Raw genomic sequence first — 17788 nt, forward strand, 5'->3', positions numbered from 1 at the left:
ATGACAAAGAAACTGCGCTCGACCGAATGGTTCGGCTCCGCCGACAAGAACGGCTTCATGTACCGCAGCTGGATGAAGAACCAGGGCATCCCGGACCACGAGTTCGACGGCCGCCCCATCGTCGGCATCTGCAACACCTGGTCGGAACTCACGCCCTGCAACGCGCACTTCCGCAAGATCGCCGAGCACGTCAAGCGCGGCATCTCGGAGGCGGGCGGCTTCCCGGTCGAGTTCCCGGTGTTCTCGAACGGCGAATCGAACCTGCGGCCGACCGCGATGCTCACGCGCAACCTCGCGAGCATGGACGTCGAAGAAGCCATTCGCGGCAATCCGGTCGATGCGGTGGTGCTGCTCACGGGCTGCGACAAGACCACGCCGGCGCTGCTGATGGGGGCGGCCAGCTGCGACATCCCGGCCATCGTGGTCACGGGCGGGCCGATGCTCAACGGCAAGCTCGACGGCAAGGACATCGGCTCGGGCACGGCCGTGTGGCAGCTGCACGAATCGCTGAAGGCGGGCGAGATCAACCTGCACCAGTTCCTCTCGGCCGAGGGCGGCATGTCGCGCTCGGCGGGCACCTGCAACACGATGGGCACGGCCTCCACCATGGCCTGCATGGCCGAGGCGCTGGGCACCTCGCTGCCGCACAACGCGGCGATTCCGGCGGTCGATGCGCGGCGCTATGTGCTCGCGCAGATGTCGGGCGCGCGCGCGGTGCAGATGGCCAAGGACGGGCTCACGCTGTCGAAGATCCTCACGCGCGAGGCCTTCGAGAACGCGATCCGCGTGAACGCGGCCATCGGCGGATCGACCAACGCGGTGATCCACCTGAAGGCGATCGCGGGGCGCATCGGCGTCGAGCTCGAACTGGAAGACTGGACGCGCATCGGCAGCCACACGCCGACGATCGTCGACCTCATGCCCTCGGGGCGCTTCCTCATGGAAGAGTTCTACTACGCGGGCGGCCTGCCTGCCGTGCTGCGCCGCCTCGGCGAGCACGGACTGCTGCCGCACCCCGGCGCGCTCACCGTGAACGGCCAGTCGCTCTGGGACAACGTGCGCGAGGCGCCGAGCCTGAACGACGAGGTGATCCGCCCGCTCGACAACCCGCTGATCGCCGACGGCGGCATCCGCATCCTGCGCGGCAACCTGTCGCCGCGCGGCGCGGTGCTCAAGCCCTCGGCCGCCACGCCCGAACTGCTGAAGCACCGAGGCCGTGCCGTGGTGTTCGAGAACCTGGAGCACTACAAGGCGCGCATCGTCGATGAAGACCTGGACATCGACGCGAGCTGCGTGATGGTGCTGAAGAACTGCGGCCCCAAGGGCTACCCCGGCATGGCCGAGGTGGGCAACATGGGCCTGCCGCCGAAGCTGCTGCGCCAGGGCGTGAAGGACATGGTGCGCATCTCCGACGCGCGCATGAGCGGCACGGCGTACGGCACGGTGGTGCTGCACGTCGCGCCCGAAGCCGCCGACGGCGGGCCGCTCGCGGCGGTGCGCGACGGCGACTGGATCGAGCTCGATTGCGATGCGGGGCGGTTGCACCTGGACATCAGCGACGAGGAGCTGGCGTCGCGGCTCGCGTCGTTGTCCGCGTCCGATGCGCAACCCATGAGCACGCGCGGCGGCGGCTACCAGAAGCTCTACGTCAACCACGTGCTGCAGGCCGATGAAGGCTGCGACTTCGATTTCCTGGTCGGCTGCAGAGGCTCGGCCGTTCCCCGTCACTCCCACTGATCACACGTCATGACCCCCCGATACCGCGGCATCTTCCCGGTGGTGCCGACCACCTTCACCGAACAGGGCGCGCTCGATCTCGAAAGCCAGAAGCGCTGCGTCGATTTCATGATCGACGCGGGCTCCGACGGCCTGTGCATCCTCGCGAATTTCTCCGAGCAGTTCGTGCTGTCCGACGAGGAACGCGAGGTGCTCACGCGCACCATCCTCGACCATGTGAAGGGCCGCGTGCCGGTGATCGTGACCACCACGCACTACAGCACCCAGGTCTGCGCCGAGCGCAGCCGCCGCGCGCAGGACATGGGCGCGGCGATGCTGATGGTGATGCCGCCGTACCACGGCGCGACCTTCCGCGTGCCCGAGCCGCAGATTTACGAGTTCTACGCGCGCCTCTCGGATGCGGTGACGATTCCGATCATGGTCCAGGACGCACCCGCGAGCGGCACGGTGCTGTCGGCGCCGTTCCTCGCACGCATGGCGAAGGAGATCGAGCAGGTCGCGTATTTCAAGATCGAAACCGCCGGCGCCGCGTCGAAGCTGCGCGAGCTGATCCGTTTGGGCGGCGATGCCATCGAAGGGCCGTGGGACGGCGAAGAAGCGATCACGCTGATGTCCGACCTCGACGCCGGCGCGACCGGTGCGATGACCGGCGGCGGCTACCCGGACGGCATCCGCCCGATCATCGAGGCGCACCGTTCAGGCGACCGTGACCAGGCCTTCGCGCTGTACCAGCGGTGGCTGCCGCTCATCAACTGCGAGAACCGCCAGGCGGGCCTGCTGGCCTGCAAGGCGCTCATGAAGGAAGGCGGCGTGATCGCCTGCGAAGCGCCACGGCATCCGCTGCCCGCGCTGCATCCCGAGACGCGCGCGGGCCTCATCGAGACCGCGCGGCGGCTCGATCCCTTGGTGTTGCGCTGGGGGAAATGAAAAAAGGCGGGCCCGGGTACGCCAGGTACCGGACCGCCATGGGACGGGCTCAGGAAGCGGCGCTGTTGCCCGCTTCGAGCTCGGTGACTTGCAGCGAGAGATCGAACAGCTTGGACTTGCTGGCGTAGTAGCGGTCCAGGCGCCACTCCTTCAGGATGTCCATCGCAAGCTGGAAGCTCTTGTAGTCGAGGCTGTAGAGCGTGATCAACTCGAAGCTGCGTTCGGCTTCGAGCGCCAGCACGAGTTGGGCAAGGATCTTGGCCGATTCGTTGGCCGGGTCCGTTTCAATGAATCGGCGAGCGACCTTGATGGCATTCATGGGAAAGTGTTCCTCGGTTGGCAGGGACCGGGAACTATAGCTAGCACATGCCTGTATTTTGTGACGATTTGATGACAAACGAGGGCATCGCCCGCGAACGTGTCGTCGGTGTTATCACCGAGGCGCATTCCGGGCGATGCGCACCGGGTCACTGCACCGGCACGGGGCGCGGCATCGGCATCGGCATCGGTTCCGCAGGCATCGGTGCCGGCATCGGGGCGGCCATCGGCGGCGGCAGCGTCGCGGCCGGTATGTTCACCACGCGGGTCGAGACCGATTCGCGGATCACGCCGCCACCCATCACGCTGCCATCGACATTGCTGCGGATGTTGCCTGCGCTGCCCAGCACGCGGGCTTCGCAGTCGGCACGCTCGGCCGGCGGCTGCAGGCCGCAGCGGGCCACGGCGTTGGCGCGGTAGTCGGGCGCGGAGGTGAGGCCGCCGCGCGCCGCGGCCTGGCGCGCGGCCCCGGCTTCGCGGATGCAGGCGGCACGGTCCTGCTGGTTGTGGCCGCAGACCGCAATCTCCTGCTGGTAGGTGCTGCCGCCGCCGTCGCCACGGGCGGCCGTGGCGATGGTGGTGGTGGCCAGCCCGCTGAGTGCGAGCAGGGCAAAGATCATCGAACGCGCATTGTTTGGCATGGTGTGCTCCTTGTCTGGCGTATCGGGGTGAAGGCCGGCCTCGCTCGATCAGCGCGCCGGCTGTACGGGCTGCGGCGGCAGCGGGGTGACGGTTTCGCGGATCACGCCGCCGCCCATCACGCTGCCTTCGGTGGAGGTGCGCGCACCGCCGCGGATGCGCGCTTCGCAATCGGCGCGGTCGGCCACGGGTTGTTCGCGGCAGCGTGCGAGCGCGTTGGCGTCTTCGCGTTCCGCACCGGGGGTGGTCAGGCCGTGGCGACCGGCTTCCTGGCGCGCGGCGCCGGCTTCGCGCAGGCAGGCCGCGCGATCCTGTTGCACGCCGTCACAGGTGGCGCGTTCCTTTTGCATCCGCGCATCGCTGCCGGGCGCCTGGGCCGAGGCCAGCGGCGCGCCGGCCATGAAGAAGCCACCGACGGCCACGAGGGCAGCGGTTGAAAGCGTGGAACGGAAGGTGTGGGTCGTCATCGGGGCTCCTGAAGGGGCGCGCCGTGCGAACAGAAAACAGAAAACAAAAGAACGCAGGGCGCGACCGGTGACCCAGTGTGGGCCGGCCGGTGGCGCGGGGCTGTGGGACAAGCCGCACGCCGTGGAGCGGGCCGGACGCGCCCCTGCGTGTGGGACACGTCCGTCAGCGCAAGGAGGGCGGGCCTCCCGCGCTGCGGGGCGGGCGGATCAGCCCTGCGCGATGCGCTGCGCGAGGTGGGCCAGCGCCTCTTCGACCTGGTCCACGAGGATGAGCGACAGGTCGCCCGGCTGCAGCCGCGCCAGCGCGGCGTCGATGGCGACGAACTCGCCGCGGATCTCGTCGATCTGGCGCGTGCGCGAGGCGCCCTGCAGGCCCTGGCGCAGCAGCGCCATGACTTCGCCGTCGGCCCGGCCGCGCTGCGCCGCGTCCTGGTACAGGATCACGTCGTCGAAGGCCTGGCCGAGGATCGCGGTCTGGTCGCGGATGTCGGAGTCGCGTCGGTCGCCCGCGCCGCTGATGACCACCGAGCGCTTGTTGGCGGGCATGGTGTCCACCGCCGACACCAGCGCCTTCATGGCGTCGGTGTTGTGGCCGTAGTCGGCGATCACGGTGGCGCCGCGGTAGTCCATGACGTTGAAGCGTCCCGGCACGCCGGCCGCGTCGTTCATGAAGCTCGACAGGCCGCTGCGGATGGTGTCCCAATCGAGGCCCACGGCCCACGCGGCGGCCACCGAGGCCATCACGTTGTCGACCTGGAAGCCGATGGTGCCGCCGCGCGTGATCGGCACGTCGCGCAGCGCGATGCGTTCGCGCCACGAGCCTTCGGCGGCCACCAGCGTGTCCTGGTCGACGTACACGGTGCGCTTGCCCTGCGCGCGGTGCGTGGCCATCACCGGGTGCATGCGGTCGGCGGTGAAGAAGATCACATTGCCGGGGCAGCCGGCCGCCATGGCGGCGACGTTCACGTCGGCCGCGTTGAGCACCGCGTAGCCGTCGGGAGCCACGTTGCGCACGATCACGCGCTTGAGCACCGCCAGGTCTTCCACCGTGGTGATGTAGTTCAGGCCCAGGTGGTCGCCACTGCCGATGTTGGTGACCACGGCCACCTCGCAGCGGTCGAAGCCCAGGCCCTCGCGCAGCACGCCGCCGCGGGCCACTTCGAACACGGCCGCGTCGACGTCGGGGTGCATCAGCACGTTGCGCGCGCTCTTGGGGCCGCTGCAGTCGCCGCTGTCGGTCTGGCGGCCGTTGACGTACACGCCGTCGGTGTTCGTCATGCCGGTGCGCAGGCCGCTGGAGGCAATGATGTGGTTGATCAGGCGCGCGGTGGTGGTCTTGCCGTTGGTGCCGGTGACGGCCACCACGGGAATGCGGCCGTCGTCGCCGGGGGCGAAGAGCGTGTCCATCACCGCCTCGCCGACCGCGCGGCCGCGGCCGAACGAGGGCGAGATGTGCATGCGCAGGCCGGGCGCGGCGTTCACTTCGACCACGCCGCCGTGCTGTTCTTCGAGCGGGCGCAGCACGTTCTCGCAGACCATGTCGACGCCGCAGATGTGCAGGCCGACCATCTGCGCCGCATCGACCGCGCGCGCGGCCACTTCGGGGTGCACGGTGTCGGTGACGTCGGTGGCGGTGCCACCGGTCGAGAGGTTGGCGTTGTTGCGCAGCACCACGCGCTGGCCCAGCTCGGGCACGCTCTCGGGCGTGAGGCCCTGCGACTCGAGCCGGCCGATGGCGATGTCGTCCAGGCGGATCTTGGTGAGCGAGGTGGCGTGGCCCTCGCCGCGGCGCGGGTCGAGGTTCACGGTGTCGACCAGCTGGCGCACGGTGGAGCTGCCGTCGCCAATCACCTGCGGCGGGTCGCGGCGCGCGGCGGCCACGAGGCGGTCGCCGACCACCAGCAGGCGGAAGTCGAAGCCGGGCAGGAATTTCTCGACCATCACCTCGCCGTACACGGCGGCCGAGTCGTAGGCCGAATTCAGCTGCTCGCGCGTGGTGATGTTCACCGTCACGCCCTTGCCCTGGTTGCCGTCCTGCGGCTTGACCACGACCGGCAGGCCGATTTCTTCCGCGGCGGCCCAGCCGTCGTCGGCGCTGCTCACGGGGCGGCCCAGCGGCACTGGCACGCCGGCGGCGTTGAGCAGCTGCTTGGTGAGTTCCTTGTCCTGCGCGATCGATTCGGCCACGCCGCTGGTGCTGTCGATCTCGGCGGCCTGGATGCGGCGCTGCTTGGAGCCCCAGCCGAACTGCACCAGGCTGCCGCTGGTGAGGCGGCGGTACGGAATGCCGCGCGCCACGGCGGCGTCGACGATGGAGCCGGTGCTCGGGCCCAGGCGTTCCGACTCGTCGAGGTCGCGCAGCTCGGTGATGGCGGCGTCGGCGTCGAAGGCGGTGTCGGCCAGCGCGGCCTGGATCAGCTCTTCGGCCAGCGCGAGGGCGCGGCGGCCCACGTCTTCCTCGGTGTACTGCACGGTGACCTGGTACACGCCTTCTTCGGTCGTGGGCGCGGTGTTGCCGAAGTTGACGGCGCAGCCGGCCTGGGCCTGCAGCGCCACGGCGGCGTTCTCGAGCACGTGGGCCAGCGCCAGCGGCTGGCCGAGCACCATCGGGTGCAGCTCGCCGATGGTCGGGAAGCGGGCGCGCAGGCGGGCTTCGAACCCGTCGAGCTTGCCGACGGCGTTCTCGTCGCCTTCGCAGGCCACGACGGCCTCGATGGTGGTGTGGCGGCTCCAGAGATTGGGGCCGCGCAGGGCGCGGATGCGGGTGACTTTCATGGGGCTACGGCACGGGGCGCGCGGTTGCGGTGATCTTGCGGTGTGACCAGGGCGCCGGCCCCGCGGGTGGCGGGGCGGCGCATCGTGTCATGCCAGTTGTAGTTGGGGCGAAAGGGGCGAGGCCTGCGACAGTTGCAGCGAGGCCAGGGCCGCCTGCAGGTCGGCTTCGAAGGCCTCGACGCCGGCGCCGATCAGGTTGAGCGGAATGCCCATGGCCCAGGCGGCGGCCACGGCGGCCAGCAGGCTTTCGAGGCTCACGCCGACGTGGGTCGCGCGCCAGATGGTCAGGCGGCCCAGGCCGGGCAGGAACGATTCGCTCGTGCCGTTGGCCAGCACCACGCGGTCCTGGCGCACCAGCACGGCCTTGCCGCCTTCGGCCTGGTGCGCGGCGAGCGCGGCGGCCTGCGGGTCGGCCGCATAGAGGATGACGGCGCCATCGCACAGCGGCGCCAGCGCGGCGATGCGCGGCTCGTCGGCGTTGAGCACGGCCGTGCCTTCACCCAGCACCACGTCGACCTGGGTGCGCAGCACCTTGACCATCTGGTCGCTCTCGGTGATGTCGTAGTCGGCCAGGGCTTCGCAGCCTTCGAGGTCGGTCACGATGCCGACTTCGCAGCGGTCGTAGGCCAGGCCGTCGCGCAGGATGGTCTCGGCGCCGTTCTCGATCACCACGGCCTCGACGGCGCGGTTCACGAGCAGGCGGTGGCCGGCGTCCCAGTTGGCGCTGTCGCGTGCGTCGACGCGGCGGCGTTCGAGGAACAGGCCGTCGCGGCAGGCCAGGCCGGTGTGGCGCCCGCCGAGGTTGATGAGCCAGGCCACCAGCCGTGCGAGCACGGCGGTGTCGCGCGAGCCGGCCACGCCCACCACGGGGATGCGGCCGGGCGCGTCGTTCGGGAACAGGTGGTCGCAGATGGCGCGGCCCACGGGGCGCGGCGAGCCGATGGCCGGCTTCAGGTGCATCAGCAGGCCCGGGCCGGCGTTCACTTCGACGATCGCGCCGCCCTGCGGGCCCAGCGGCTTGGAGATGTCTTGCGCGACCATGTCGATGCCCGCGATGTCCAGGCCGACCACGCGGGCGGCGAGCACGGCGGCATGCGCCACCTCGGGGTGCACGAGGTCGGTGCAGTCGTAGGCCATGTTGCCGTTGCGCTGGATCGTCACCACGCGGCCGGCGGCCGGCACCGAGTTGCCGTCCAGTTCCTGGCGCTTGAGCTCCAGTTGCAGCTTGGCGTCGGTGGCCAGCACGATCACGTCGAGCGGAAATTCTTCTTCGGCGCCGCGGCGCGGGTCGCTGTTGAGCTGCTTGTCGATCAGCCCGGCCACGGTGTTCGTGCCGTCGCCGGTCACGGTGATGATCTCGCCGCGTGCGGCCGCCACCACCTCGCCGCCCACCACCAGCAGGCGGTGTTCGTGGCCGCGGATGAAGCGCTCGACCATCACGTCGCTGCCTTCGGGCTCGGCGACCGCGAAGGCGGCCATGACTTCCTCGCGCGTGGTCAACTCGAGCGACACGCCACGGCCGTGGTTGGCGTCCGACGGCTTCACGACCACGGGCAGGCCGATGTCCTCGGCGGCTTCCCAGGCTTCTTCGGGCGACTCGACCACCTGGCCGTGCGGCACGGGCACGCCGCAGCTGGCGAGCAGCGACTTGGTCAGCTCCTTGTCGCTGGCGATCGATTCGCCGATGGCGCTGGTGTAGTCGGTCTCGGCGGTCCAGATGCGCTGCTGGTTGGCGCCGTAGCCCAGCTGCACCAGGTTGCCGCTGTTCAGGCGCATGTGCGGAATGCCGCGGTCGGTGGCGGCGGACACGATGGCCGCGGTGCTCGGGCCGAGGTAGCAGTCTTCGACCTTGGCCTTGACGGCCTCGACGGCGGTCTGCACGTCGGCGGCGGTGAACGGGTCGTTGTTGATGGCCGCCATCAGCAGGCGGTGGCCTTCGGTGAGCGCCACGCGGGCGACCTGCTCGTCACGCGCGCGGAACACCATGCGGTACACGCCGTGCTCCGAGGTGCTGCGGGTCTGGCCGAAGCCGGTCGGCATGCCGGCCAGGTTCAGCAGCTCGATCACGACGTGCTCGAGCACGTGGCCCGACCAGGTGCCTTCGGTCAGGCGCTGGATGAAGCCACCGCGCTCGCCCACGCCGCAGTGGTGCTCGATGAGCGCCGGCAGCAGGGTGGTCAGCCGGTCGGTGAAACCGTCGATCTTGTTGGAGGGGAAGTCTTCCAGTTGGCCCAGGTCGAGCCAGACTTCGAGCACCGGACGGTAGGTCCAGAGGTTGGGACCGCGCAAATAGTTGATGCGCAGCAATTGGATGTCGTCGAAACGGGTCATGCAAACGTTCGATGTGCTTTGGCCGAGCACCACGGCGCCTTCAAGCGCTCCCATGGCGATCGGTCAGAATCGGCGCCCGACCAAGGGCGCCATGACGCGGTCCCTGCGGCCCGCGACGGGCAAGAGTCAAATAAACACAATGCAACATCACGATCCAGTCGGCGCCCAGGCGGGCGAAACGGAGGCGGTCTCAGGCGTGCTGAAAAGCCGACTCGCAGGCGCTGAAAACGTTTCGGTAACACTTGCGGTTGACCTCGACGACCAACTTCGCTTCGCCACCGGCCTCGTCGCCCTGACCGACCAGCGGCTCATCGCCCTGGAACCCGGCGGCGAGTGGCGTGAGTGGCCACTCACCGATCAGGCCTTGGAAATGCGCCTTTCCGACCACGCAGGCGTCGGAACCCTCGACCTCATCGGCCCCGCCGGACAGCTCGCCCGCTGGCGCTACACCCTGGCCGGCCAGCCGGCGGCGCTGAAGCTGCTCAAGCTGTTCGGCCAGCGCGCCGCGCCCGCTGTCGCGAAGGCGACAGAAGAGGTGCCCGAACTTCTCGACGTGGACGGCACCGACACCGAGCTCCAGACCCCGCCCTCGACCTGGGTGCTGCTGCGCCTGGGCCGCTTTGCCGGGCCGTACCGCAAGCAGCTGATCCTCGGGTTTGTCCTGACCCTGATCTCCACCGCCGCCACGCTGGTCCCGCCGTACCTGACCATCCCGCTGATGGACGACATCCTGATCCCGTTCCAGAACGGGCAGAAGATCGATTCCGGCCGGGTCGGCCTCTACCTGGGCGGGCTGCTGATCGCGGCGCTGGTCGGCTGGGGGCTGGGCTGGGCACGCACCTACCTGCTGGCGCTGGTGTCCGAGCGCATCGGCGCCGACCTGCGCACCACCACCTACGAGCACCTGCTGACCCTGCCGCTGGACTACTTCGGCGGCAAGCGCACCGGCGACCTGATGGCGCGCATCGGCTCGGAAACCGACCGCATCAACGTCTTCCTGTCGCTGCACGCGCTCGATTTCGCGAATGACGTGCTGATGATCGTCATGACGGCGGCCATCCTGATCTCGATCAACCCGCTGCTGGCCGTGGTCACGCTGGTGCCGCTGCCCTTCATCGCCTGGATGATCCACGTCGTGCGCGACCGCCTGCGCACCGGCTTCGAGAAGATCGACCGCGTCTGGTCCGAAGTGACCAACGTGCTGGCCGACACCATCCCCGGCATCCGCGTGGTGAAGGCCTTCGCGCAGGAGCGCCGCGAAGCCGAGCGCTTCCGCGTCGCCAACGCCTACAACCTGCAGGTCAACGACAAGCTCAACCGCACCTGGTCGCTGTTCACGCCGACCGTGTCGCTGCTCACCGAAATCGGCTTGCTCGTGGTCTGGGCCTTCGGCATCTGGCAGGTGGCGCGCGGCAGCATCACGGTGGGTGTGCTCACCGCCTTCATCGCCTACATCGGCCGTTTCTACACGCGGCTCGATTCGATGAGCCGCATCGTCTCGGTCACGCAGAAGGCGGCCGCCGGCGCCAAGCGCATCTTCGACATCCTCGACCACGTGAGCAACGTGCCCGAGCCGGCCAACCCGGTGAAGGTGGAGCGCGTGCAGGGCCGCATCGAGATGAGCGGTCTCGGTTTCCGCTACGGCTCGCGCGCCGTGATCCACGACCTCGACCTGACCATCGAGCCCGGCGAGATGATCGGCCTCGTGGGCCACAGCGGCTCGGGCAAGAGCACGCTGGTCAACCTGATCTGCCGCTTCTACGACGTGACCGATGGCGCCATCAAGGTCGACGGCACCGACATCCGCCGCTTCGCCGTGGCCGACTACCGCCGCCACGTCGGGCTGGTGCTGCAGGAGCCGTTCCTGTTCTTCGGCACCATCGCGCAGAACATCGCCTACGGCAAGCCCGACGCCACGCGCGAAGAGGTGGTGGCGGCGGCCCGTGCGGCCCACGCGCACGACTTCATCCTGCGCCTGCCGCACGGCTACGACTCGCTGGTGGGCGAGCGCGGGCAGGGCCTGTCGGGCGGCGAGCGCCAGCGCATCAGCATTGCGCGCGCGCTGCTCATCGACCCGCGCATCCTGATCCTCGACGAGGCCACCTCGGCCGTCGACACCGAGACCGAAAAGGAAATCCAGAAGGCGCTCGACAACCTCGTGCAGGGCCGCACCACCATCGCCATCGCCCACCGCCTGTCGACGTTGCGCAAGGCCGACCGCCTCGTTGTCATGGACCGCGGCGAGGTGGTCGAGGTCGGGCCGCACGACGCGCTCATGGCCAAGCAGGGCGCCTACTGGCGCCTCTACCAGGCGCAGCTGCGCCAGGGCGACGAAGACGATGTGAGCGAGGGCGCCGCCGACGAGCGCGCCAACGCCCAGGCGCCGCTGGCCGTGAGCCACGCCGCCCATCCGGCAGGGGACGTGTGATGAGTAGCAGCACCAATACCAACATCAGCTTCGAACTCGCACGCGACACCTTCGGGCGCCTCGTGCTGACCGACGCGCAGGGCGAGCACCACGTGGGCGTGACGCCCGTGCGCGCCTTTCCGCTCAGCGCGCCCAACGAGGGCGTGTCGCTGGTCGGCAGCGAAGGCCGCGAACTCGTGTGGGTCGACCGCGTCGACCAGCTGCCCGCGCCCACCCAGGCGCTGCTGACCGAGGAACTCGCCGTGCGCGACTTCGCGCCCACCTTGCTGAAGCTGCACGGCGTGTCGAGCTTCGGCGTGCCCAGCACCTGGACCGTGAGCACCGACCGCGGCGACACCAGCTTCGTGCTCAAGGCCGAGGAAGACATCCGCCGCCTCGACGGCGGCGCGCTGCTCATCGCGAGCGCGCACGGCGTGCAGTTCCGCATTCCCGATGCGAAAGCGCTGGATCGCGCGTCGCGCAAGCTGCTGGAGCGCTTTCTCTAGAAGCAGCGCAGAACAGGGCGGCCCGCAGCATCGATCGGCTGCGAAAATCGTGCATTTGCACTACAACGGCCCCGCCGTTGACGGACATGCCCCTGCACACCACCGCCCTCGTTCTCTTCTCCGGCGGCCAGGACTCGGCCACCTGCCTGGCCGAGGCCCTGTCCAAGTACCAGCGCGTCGAAACCCTGGGCTTCGACTACGGCCAGCGCCACCGTGTCGAGCTCGACGTGCGCGGCACCGTGCTCGCCAAGATGCGTGAGCGCTTTCCCGAATGGGCGCCGCGCCTGGGCGAAGACCACGTGCTCACGCTCGCCGCACTGGCCCAGCTCGGCGGCTCCTCGCTCACTGAAGAAGTCGCCTTCGCCATGCAGGCCGACGGCCTGCCCAACACCTTCGTGCCGGGGCGCAACCTGCTGTTCCTCACGCTGGCGGGCGCGCTGGCCTACCGGCGCGGGCTGCAGGTGATCGTCACCGGCGTGTGCGAAACCGACTTCTCGGGCTACCCCGACTGCCGCGACGACACCATGAAGGCCATGCAGCTCGCGCTGTCGCTCGGGCTGGAGCGCCGCCTCGTGATCGAGACGCCACTCATGTGGATCGACAAGGCCGAGACCTGGGCGCTGGCCCAACGGCTGGGCGGCCAGCCGCTGGTCGACCTGATCGTGGAAGAAACCCACACCTGCTACCTCGGCGACCGCGAACACCGCCAGGCCTGGGGCTACGGCTGCGGCGAATGTCCGGCCTGCGACCTGCGCAAGAAAGGCTGGGAGCGTTACGTCGCTGCGGCCTGAGCCGCTGTAGAGGTATCGAGCCGGTAGCGTGCGCCGCCGGCTGCACTTTCGTCCTGCGGCACCAGCGTCCACCGCTGGCCGTGGAAGTCGCCCACCGCCGGACGGTGCGCGATCGACACCATCGCACCGCCGCCCGCGCGCACCGTGTCGGCCAGCCGCTGGTAGAGCACGGCTTCGGCCGGTGCATCGAGCGCGCTGGTCACTTCATCGGCGAAGAGCCACGCCGGTTTCTTCAGCAGCACCCGCGCGATGGCCAGCCGCTGCTGCTCGCCGCCCGAGAGCTTCTGGCTCCAGGCGTCGCTGTCGTCGAGCCGGTTCACCAGGTCGGGCAGCAGCGCATCGGCCAGGGCCTGGCGCAGCTGGTCGTCGCTGAAGCCGGCGGCCGGGTGCGGGTAGGTCAGCGCCTCGCGCAGCTTGCCGTCGGGCAGGTAGGGGCGCTGCGGCATGAAGACCGCGTCAGCCGGGGCCTGCACCTTGCCGCGCGCAAACGGCCAGATGCCCGCGAAGGTGCGGAACAGCGTCGACTTTCCGCTACCCGACGGGCCTTGCAGCAGCACGCTGTCGCCGGGGCGCACCGCCAGCGCGGCGCCGGCCAGCAGCTGCGTGCCGTTGGGCAGCGCGAGCGTGAGGTCGCTGGTGCCCAGCGCAGCGGCGCCTTCTTCGCGTTGCAGGGCATCTTCGCGCGCGGCGTGGGCGCGCATCGCGTCGTCGAAGCTGATCAGGCGGTCGGTGGTGGCGCGCCAGACGGCCACCTTGTCGTAGTTTTCGACGAACCAGCTCAGCGATTCCTGCACCTTGTCGAAGGCCGAGGAAATCTGCATGAGGGCACCCAGCTGAATGGCGCCGCTGAAGAAGCGCGGCGCTGACACGAGGAACGGGAAGATCAGCGAGGCCTGACCGAACATCGCGGTGAAGGTGACCAGGTTCTTCCGCTTCTTGATCAGCTGCAGGTAGTTGCGCAGCACCGCGCCGAAGCGCGTGTCGAGCTGGCCACGCTCCACTGTTTCGCCGTGGTCGAGTGCGATCGCTTCGCTGTACTCGCGCACGCGCACCAGGTGGTGGCGGAAGTCGGCCTCGAAGCGCTGCTGGCGGAAGTTCAGGCCGATCAGCGGCCGGCCGATGAAATGCGTGATGACCGTGCCGACCACGCAGTAGACCAGCGCCAGCCACACCATCGAGCCGGCGACCTGGTAGGTGCTGCCGCCCAGCGACAGGTCGAAGGTGCCCGACAGGCCCCACAGGATGCCGATGAAGCTCAGCAGCGTGACCACCGCGTTCAGCAAATCCATCGACAGCACCATCGTGGCATTGGTGAACATCTGCATGTCCTCCTGGATGCGCTGGTCGGGGTTGTCGGGCGTGACGCCGTCGGCCTGCGCGTAGCGCGCCAGCTCCAGGTGATAGAAGGTCCGGTCGGCCATCCAGCGGTCGAGGTAGTTCCGGGTCATCCAGGCGCGCCAGCGCAACTGGAGCATCTGCGTCACGTAGAACTTCGCCACCTGGATCGCGATGTTGAAGAAGGCCAGCACGGCGAACACGCGGATCTCACGCCAGAAGACCACCGCGTCCTTGTTCTGCAACGCATCGTAGAAGCGGCCGTACCACTGATTGAAGAGCACCAGCGCGTACACGTACGCCAGGTTCAGCGCCACGATGCCAGCGAACATCAGGCGCGCCCGCCATTTCTCCTCGTCCGAGTTGAAGTAGGGCGCCGCGAGCCGCAGCACGCGGCGCACGACCTGGACGAACGTGCTGACACGCGCCGCGACAGTGGGGGATGGAGCAGATGACATGCGGATTTCCTCGCAGGCGCCGATGCGCCGGACCTCGTGAGGCGCCCATCGTAGACAAGTGCGTCTTAAGCGGGGCTGAAGGCGGCTCCTTCCGCCCGGAGCGATGCGCCGGCCCTCAGCGCAGCATCACGCGCGCCGCCGCCGCCAGGAAATGCGCCAGCGGCGGCGTTCGCAGCCCCTCGGCCTTGGCGGCCTCGTCCCACAGCCGCAGCCGCACCGCGTCGCCCGACCACGGCAGGCCCGCAAAGCGCTGCGCCGCGTCATCGTCCATCACACCGCCCTGCAGCGCCAGGCTGCGCACCGAATCGGGCGAGAGCTTCGACACGTAGCCCGGGCGCGTCGCGCACAGGTAGCGCTTGGCGTCCACGTGCAGGCGGATCGGCTCGCGCACCGCCACGTCGAAGGCGCCGCGCAGCAGCGGCAGCGCGATGTACTGGTGGCGGTCGTCAATGCCCAGTTCGGTGGGCGAGAGCGACAGCGTCTGGTGCTCGGCGATCAGCAGGTGCCCCAGGTCGTGCAGCAATGCGGCCGTCACGAGCGTGTCGCCGGCGCCGGCCTGTTCGGCCAGCCAGGCGCATTGCAACGCGTGTTCGAGCTGCGACACCGGCTCGCCCGCGTACGCCAGGCCGCCGCGTTCGGCGAACAGGCGAGCGATCTCGGCGAGGTCGAGTGTCATGGGATTGCAAAAGAACGGTGTGCGACAGCCTGTACAGGCTCGCGTCGCTCGATGACAGCCGTGTGACGAAAGTGCAAACGCCGCGGCGCGGGTACGGCCGTGTGACAAACCTTTGTCACATAGCGCTGCGAGCATCGCTGCGTTCACGGCCCCGGCCGTGTTTTCTTTTTGCGTACACCGCCAGTTCTTACCTCGAGGGAATCTCCCATGCTGCATCGTCGTCTGATGTGGGCCGCCGTGCCCGCCGCCCTGTTCTCGCTGGCCTTCGCCGCTTCGGCCCAGGGCCGCACCGAGCTGCTGGTCTACACCGCGCTCGAAGCCGACCAGGTGCAGGCCTACAAGGCCGCCTTCGAAAAGGAGAACCCGGCCATCGAGCTGAAGTTCGTGCGCGACTCCACCGGCATCGTCACCGCCAAGCTGCTGGCCGAAAAGGCCAACCCCCAGGCCGACGTGGTGTGGGGCCTGGCCGCCACCTCGCTGATGCTGCTGGACAAGGAAGGCATGCTCCAGCCCTACGCCCCCAAGGGCCTGGACGCCATCAAGCCCACCATGCGCGACACCGCCAACCCGCCCAAGTGGGTCGGCATGGACGTGTGGTCGTCGGCCATCTGCTTCAACACCGCCGAAGCCACGAAGAAGAACCTGCCCAAGCCCACCAGCTGGGCCGACCTGACCAACCCGGTCTACAAGGGCCAGATCACCATGCCCAACCCCGCTGCCTCGGGCACCGGCTACCTCATGGTGTCGGGCTGGATCCAGATGATGGGCGAGGACAAGGCCTGGAAGTACATGGACGCGCTGCACCAGAACATCGGCGTGTACAGCCTGTCGGGCAGCAAGCCCTGCCGCCAGGCCGGCGCCGGCGAGTTCGCGCTGGGCATGTCGTTCGAATACCGCGCCAACAAGACCAAGCGCGACGGCGCCCCCATCGACATCGTGCTGCCCAAGGAAGGCCTGGGCTGGGACATGGAAGCCACCGGCATCATCAAGACCAGCAAGAAGCAGGACGCCGCCAAGGCGCTGGCCGACTGGGCCGTGACCAAGCAGGCCAACGAGCTGTACGCGAAGAACTTCGCCGTGCTCGCACTGCCGGGCATCCAGGAAAAGCTGGAGTTCGTGCCGGGCGACGTCGAGAAGCTGCTGGCCAAGAACGACTTCAACTGGGCTGCCGCCAACCGCGACCGCATCCTGACGGAATGGTCGAAGCGCTACGACGCCAAGGCTGAAAAGAAGCCGATGTGATCGGGGTTCCGGGCAGCCGCACATGACCAGCTTTCTTTCCCTTCGCGGCATCGGCAAGTCCTTTGGCGCCACGCGCGTGCTCGACGGCATCGACCTTGACATCGAGCCCGGCGAGTTCGTCTGCCTGCTCGGTCCTTCGGGCTGCGGCAAGACCACGCTGCTGCGCATCGTGTGCGGCATCGAGCGCGCCGACAGCGGGCAGATCCTGCTCGGCGGCCAGGACATCGCGGGCCTGCCGCCCGCGGCGCGCGGCTTCGGCGTGGTGTTCCAGTCGTATGCGCTGTTCCCCAACCTCACGGCGGCGCAGAACATCGCCTACGGCCTGCACCCCACGGGCGCCTTGGCGCGCGAGATGGCCAAGCGCTCGCGCGAAATGCTCGATCTTGTCGGCCTCACCGCGCATGCCGACAAGTACCCGGTGCAGCTCTCGGGCGGCCAGCAGCAGCGCATCGCGCTGGCGCGCGCCCTGGCGCCCAACCCGCGCCTGCTGCTGCTCGACGAGCCGCTCTCCGCGCTCGACGCGCAGGTGCGCGCCACGCTGCGCAGCGAAATCCGCGCGCTGCAGAAGCGCCTGGGCATCGTCACCATCATGGTCACGCACGACCAGGAAGAAGCGCTCTCGATGGCCGACCGCGTGGTGCTGATGCACAACGGCCGCATCGAGCAGGCCGGCACGCCCGACGAGCTGTACCGCAAGCCGCGCACCCGCTTCGCGGCGGGCTTCGTGGGCCGCATGAACATGCTGCCCGCCACCGTGCTGGCCGACGGCAAGGTGCGCGTGCGCGACAGCGAACTGTTCTGCGCGCCCGGCAGCCTCAACGTCGGCTCGCAGGCCACCGTGGGCATCCGGCCCGAGCATGTGGTGGTGAAGCGCTTCGGTTCCGAGCTCGGCACCAACAGCTTCGCCGCGCGCCTGCTCGACACCGAGTTCTTCGGCAACCGCACCTCGGCCCGCCTGGCCTGCGAGCCGCTGGGCATCGAGATCGAGGCCGAGCTGCCCGCCGATGCGCGCAGCGGTGGCGAAGAGCCGCTGGTGCCCAGCAGCATGGTGCACATCCAGCTTCCCTTGAACGCGCTGTCGGTCCTGGCGCAATGAAATGACATCGGGCTTGTCGGTGCCTTGTCGTTGGGAGCGCAGTCCTTCAGGGCGCGCTCCCGCCGACGGGGTACCTTGCTCCG

Annotated in this window: 14 protein-coding genes; 7 read left to right on the forward strand and 7 right to left on the reverse strand. The window is 69.1% G+C overall.

What is annotated here, in order from left to right; translation table 11 throughout:
- Complete coding sequence (locus AC07XP_RS16720; protein WP_487848028.1) at nucleotides 1-1737, forward strand: IlvD/Edd family dehydratase; 1737 nt, start codon at nucleotides 1-3, stop codon at nucleotides 1735-1737.
- A 9-nt stretch (nucleotides 1738-1746) separates the two neighbouring features.
- Nucleotides 1747-2664 (forward strand): dihydrodipicolinate synthase family protein, encoded by a 918-nt coding sequence (locus tag AC07XP_RS16725; RefSeq protein ID WP_495265307.1) that lies wholly within the window; start codon nucleotides 1747-1749, stop codon nucleotides 2662-2664.
- A gap of 49 nt (nucleotides 2665-2713) precedes the next feature.
- Here the strand turns inward: AC07XP_RS16725 and AC07XP_RS16730 are convergent, their stop codons facing one another.
- From AC07XP_RS16730 to AC07XP_RS16750, 5 genes are all read right to left on the reverse strand, one after another.
- Entirely contained in the window at nucleotides 2714-2983 is a 270-nt protein-coding gene (locus AC07XP_RS16730) for a hypothetical protein (RefSeq protein ID WP_062480564.1), read from the reverse strand.
- A 148-nt stretch (nucleotides 2984-3131) separates the two neighbouring features.
- Nucleotides 3132-3623: a hypothetical protein gene (locus AC07XP_RS16735; protein WP_095747442.1), complete on the reverse strand. Its 492-nt coding sequence runs from the start codon at nucleotides 3621-3623 to the stop codon at nucleotides 3132-3134.
- A 48-nt stretch (nucleotides 3624-3671) separates the two neighbouring features.
- Entirely contained in the window at nucleotides 3672-4088 is a 417-nt protein-coding gene (locus AC07XP_RS16740) for a hypothetical protein (protein WP_307695526.1), read from the reverse strand.
- A 207-nt stretch (nucleotides 4089-4295) separates the two neighbouring features.
- Nucleotides 4296-6863 carry a cyanophycin synthetase gene (gene cphA / locus AC07XP_RS16745; protein WP_495265308.1) on the reverse strand — a complete coding sequence of 856 codons (2568 nt, stop codon included), beginning with the start codon at nucleotides 6861-6863 and terminating at the stop codon, nucleotides 4296-4298.
- 87 nt (nucleotides 6864-6950) lie between these two features.
- Nucleotides 6951-9194, reverse strand: coding sequence for a cyanophycin synthetase (locus AC07XP_RS16750; protein WP_235944232.1), 2244 nt, complete (start codon nucleotides 9192-9194; stop codon nucleotides 6951-6953).
- 139 nt (nucleotides 9195-9333) lie between these two features.
- On the opposite strand from AC07XP_RS16750, the gene AC07XP_RS16755 reads away from it, so the two are divergent.
- The 3 genes from AC07XP_RS16755 (at nucleotide 9334) to queC (ending at nucleotide 12898) form a co-directional block, all read left to right on the forward strand.
- Complete coding sequence (locus AC07XP_RS16755; RefSeq protein WP_492686239.1) at nucleotides 9334-11622, forward strand: cyanophycin metabolism-associated ABC transporter; 2289 nt, start codon at nucleotides 9334-9336, stop codon at nucleotides 11620-11622.
- Nucleotides 11622-12107 carry a cyanophycin metabolism-associated DUF1854 family protein gene (locus AC07XP_RS16760; protein ID WP_495265309.1) on the forward strand — a complete coding sequence of 162 codons (486 nt, stop codon included), beginning with the start codon at nucleotides 11622-11624 and terminating at the stop codon, nucleotides 12105-12107. The genes AC07XP_RS16755 and AC07XP_RS16760 overlap by 1 nt, the downstream gene beginning before the upstream one ends.
- Before the next feature lie 86 nt (nucleotides 12108-12193).
- Nucleotides 12194-12898 (forward strand): 7-cyano-7-deazaguanine synthase QueC, encoded by a 705-nt coding sequence (queC, locus tag AC07XP_RS16765; protein WP_495265310.1) that lies wholly within the window; start codon nucleotides 12194-12196, stop codon nucleotides 12896-12898.
- Here queC and AC07XP_RS16770 read toward each other — a convergent pair.
- Both AC07XP_RS16770 and AC07XP_RS16775 read right to left on the reverse strand, forming a co-directional pair.
- Complete coding sequence (locus AC07XP_RS16770; RefSeq protein WP_495265311.1) at nucleotides 12880-14691, reverse strand: ABC transporter ATP-binding protein/permease; 1812 nt, start codon at nucleotides 14689-14691, stop codon at nucleotides 12880-12882. The genes queC and AC07XP_RS16770 overlap by 19 nt on opposite strands.
- 115 nt (nucleotides 14692-14806) lie before the next feature.
- The gene (locus tag AC07XP_RS16775) at nucleotides 14807-15367 is read right to left on the reverse strand and encodes a phosphonate degradation HD-domain oxygenase (protein ID WP_495265312.1); all 561 of its coding nucleotides are present in this window, start codon (nucleotides 15365-15367) and stop codon (nucleotides 14807-14809) included.
- Between the two features lie 207 nt (nucleotides 15368-15574).
- Here AC07XP_RS16775 and AC07XP_RS16780 point away from each other — a divergent pair, with 207 nt between their 5' ends.
- Both AC07XP_RS16780 and AC07XP_RS16785 read left to right on the forward strand, forming a co-directional pair.
- A complete protein-coding gene (locus tag AC07XP_RS16780; RefSeq protein WP_062481319.1) occupies nucleotides 15575-16609 on the forward strand; it encodes a putative 2-aminoethylphosphonate ABC transporter substrate-binding protein in 1035 nt (344 codons plus the stop codon).
- A 22-nt stretch (nucleotides 16610-16631) separates the two neighbouring features.
- Nucleotides 16632-17705 (forward strand): ABC transporter ATP-binding protein, encoded by a 1074-nt coding sequence (locus tag AC07XP_RS16785; protein WP_495265313.1) that lies wholly within the window; start codon nucleotides 16632-16634, stop codon nucleotides 17703-17705.
- The last annotated feature ends 83 nt before the right edge of the window (nucleotides 17706-17788 follow it).

This window comes from Variovorax sp. GW531-E2 (assembly GCF_059423125.1).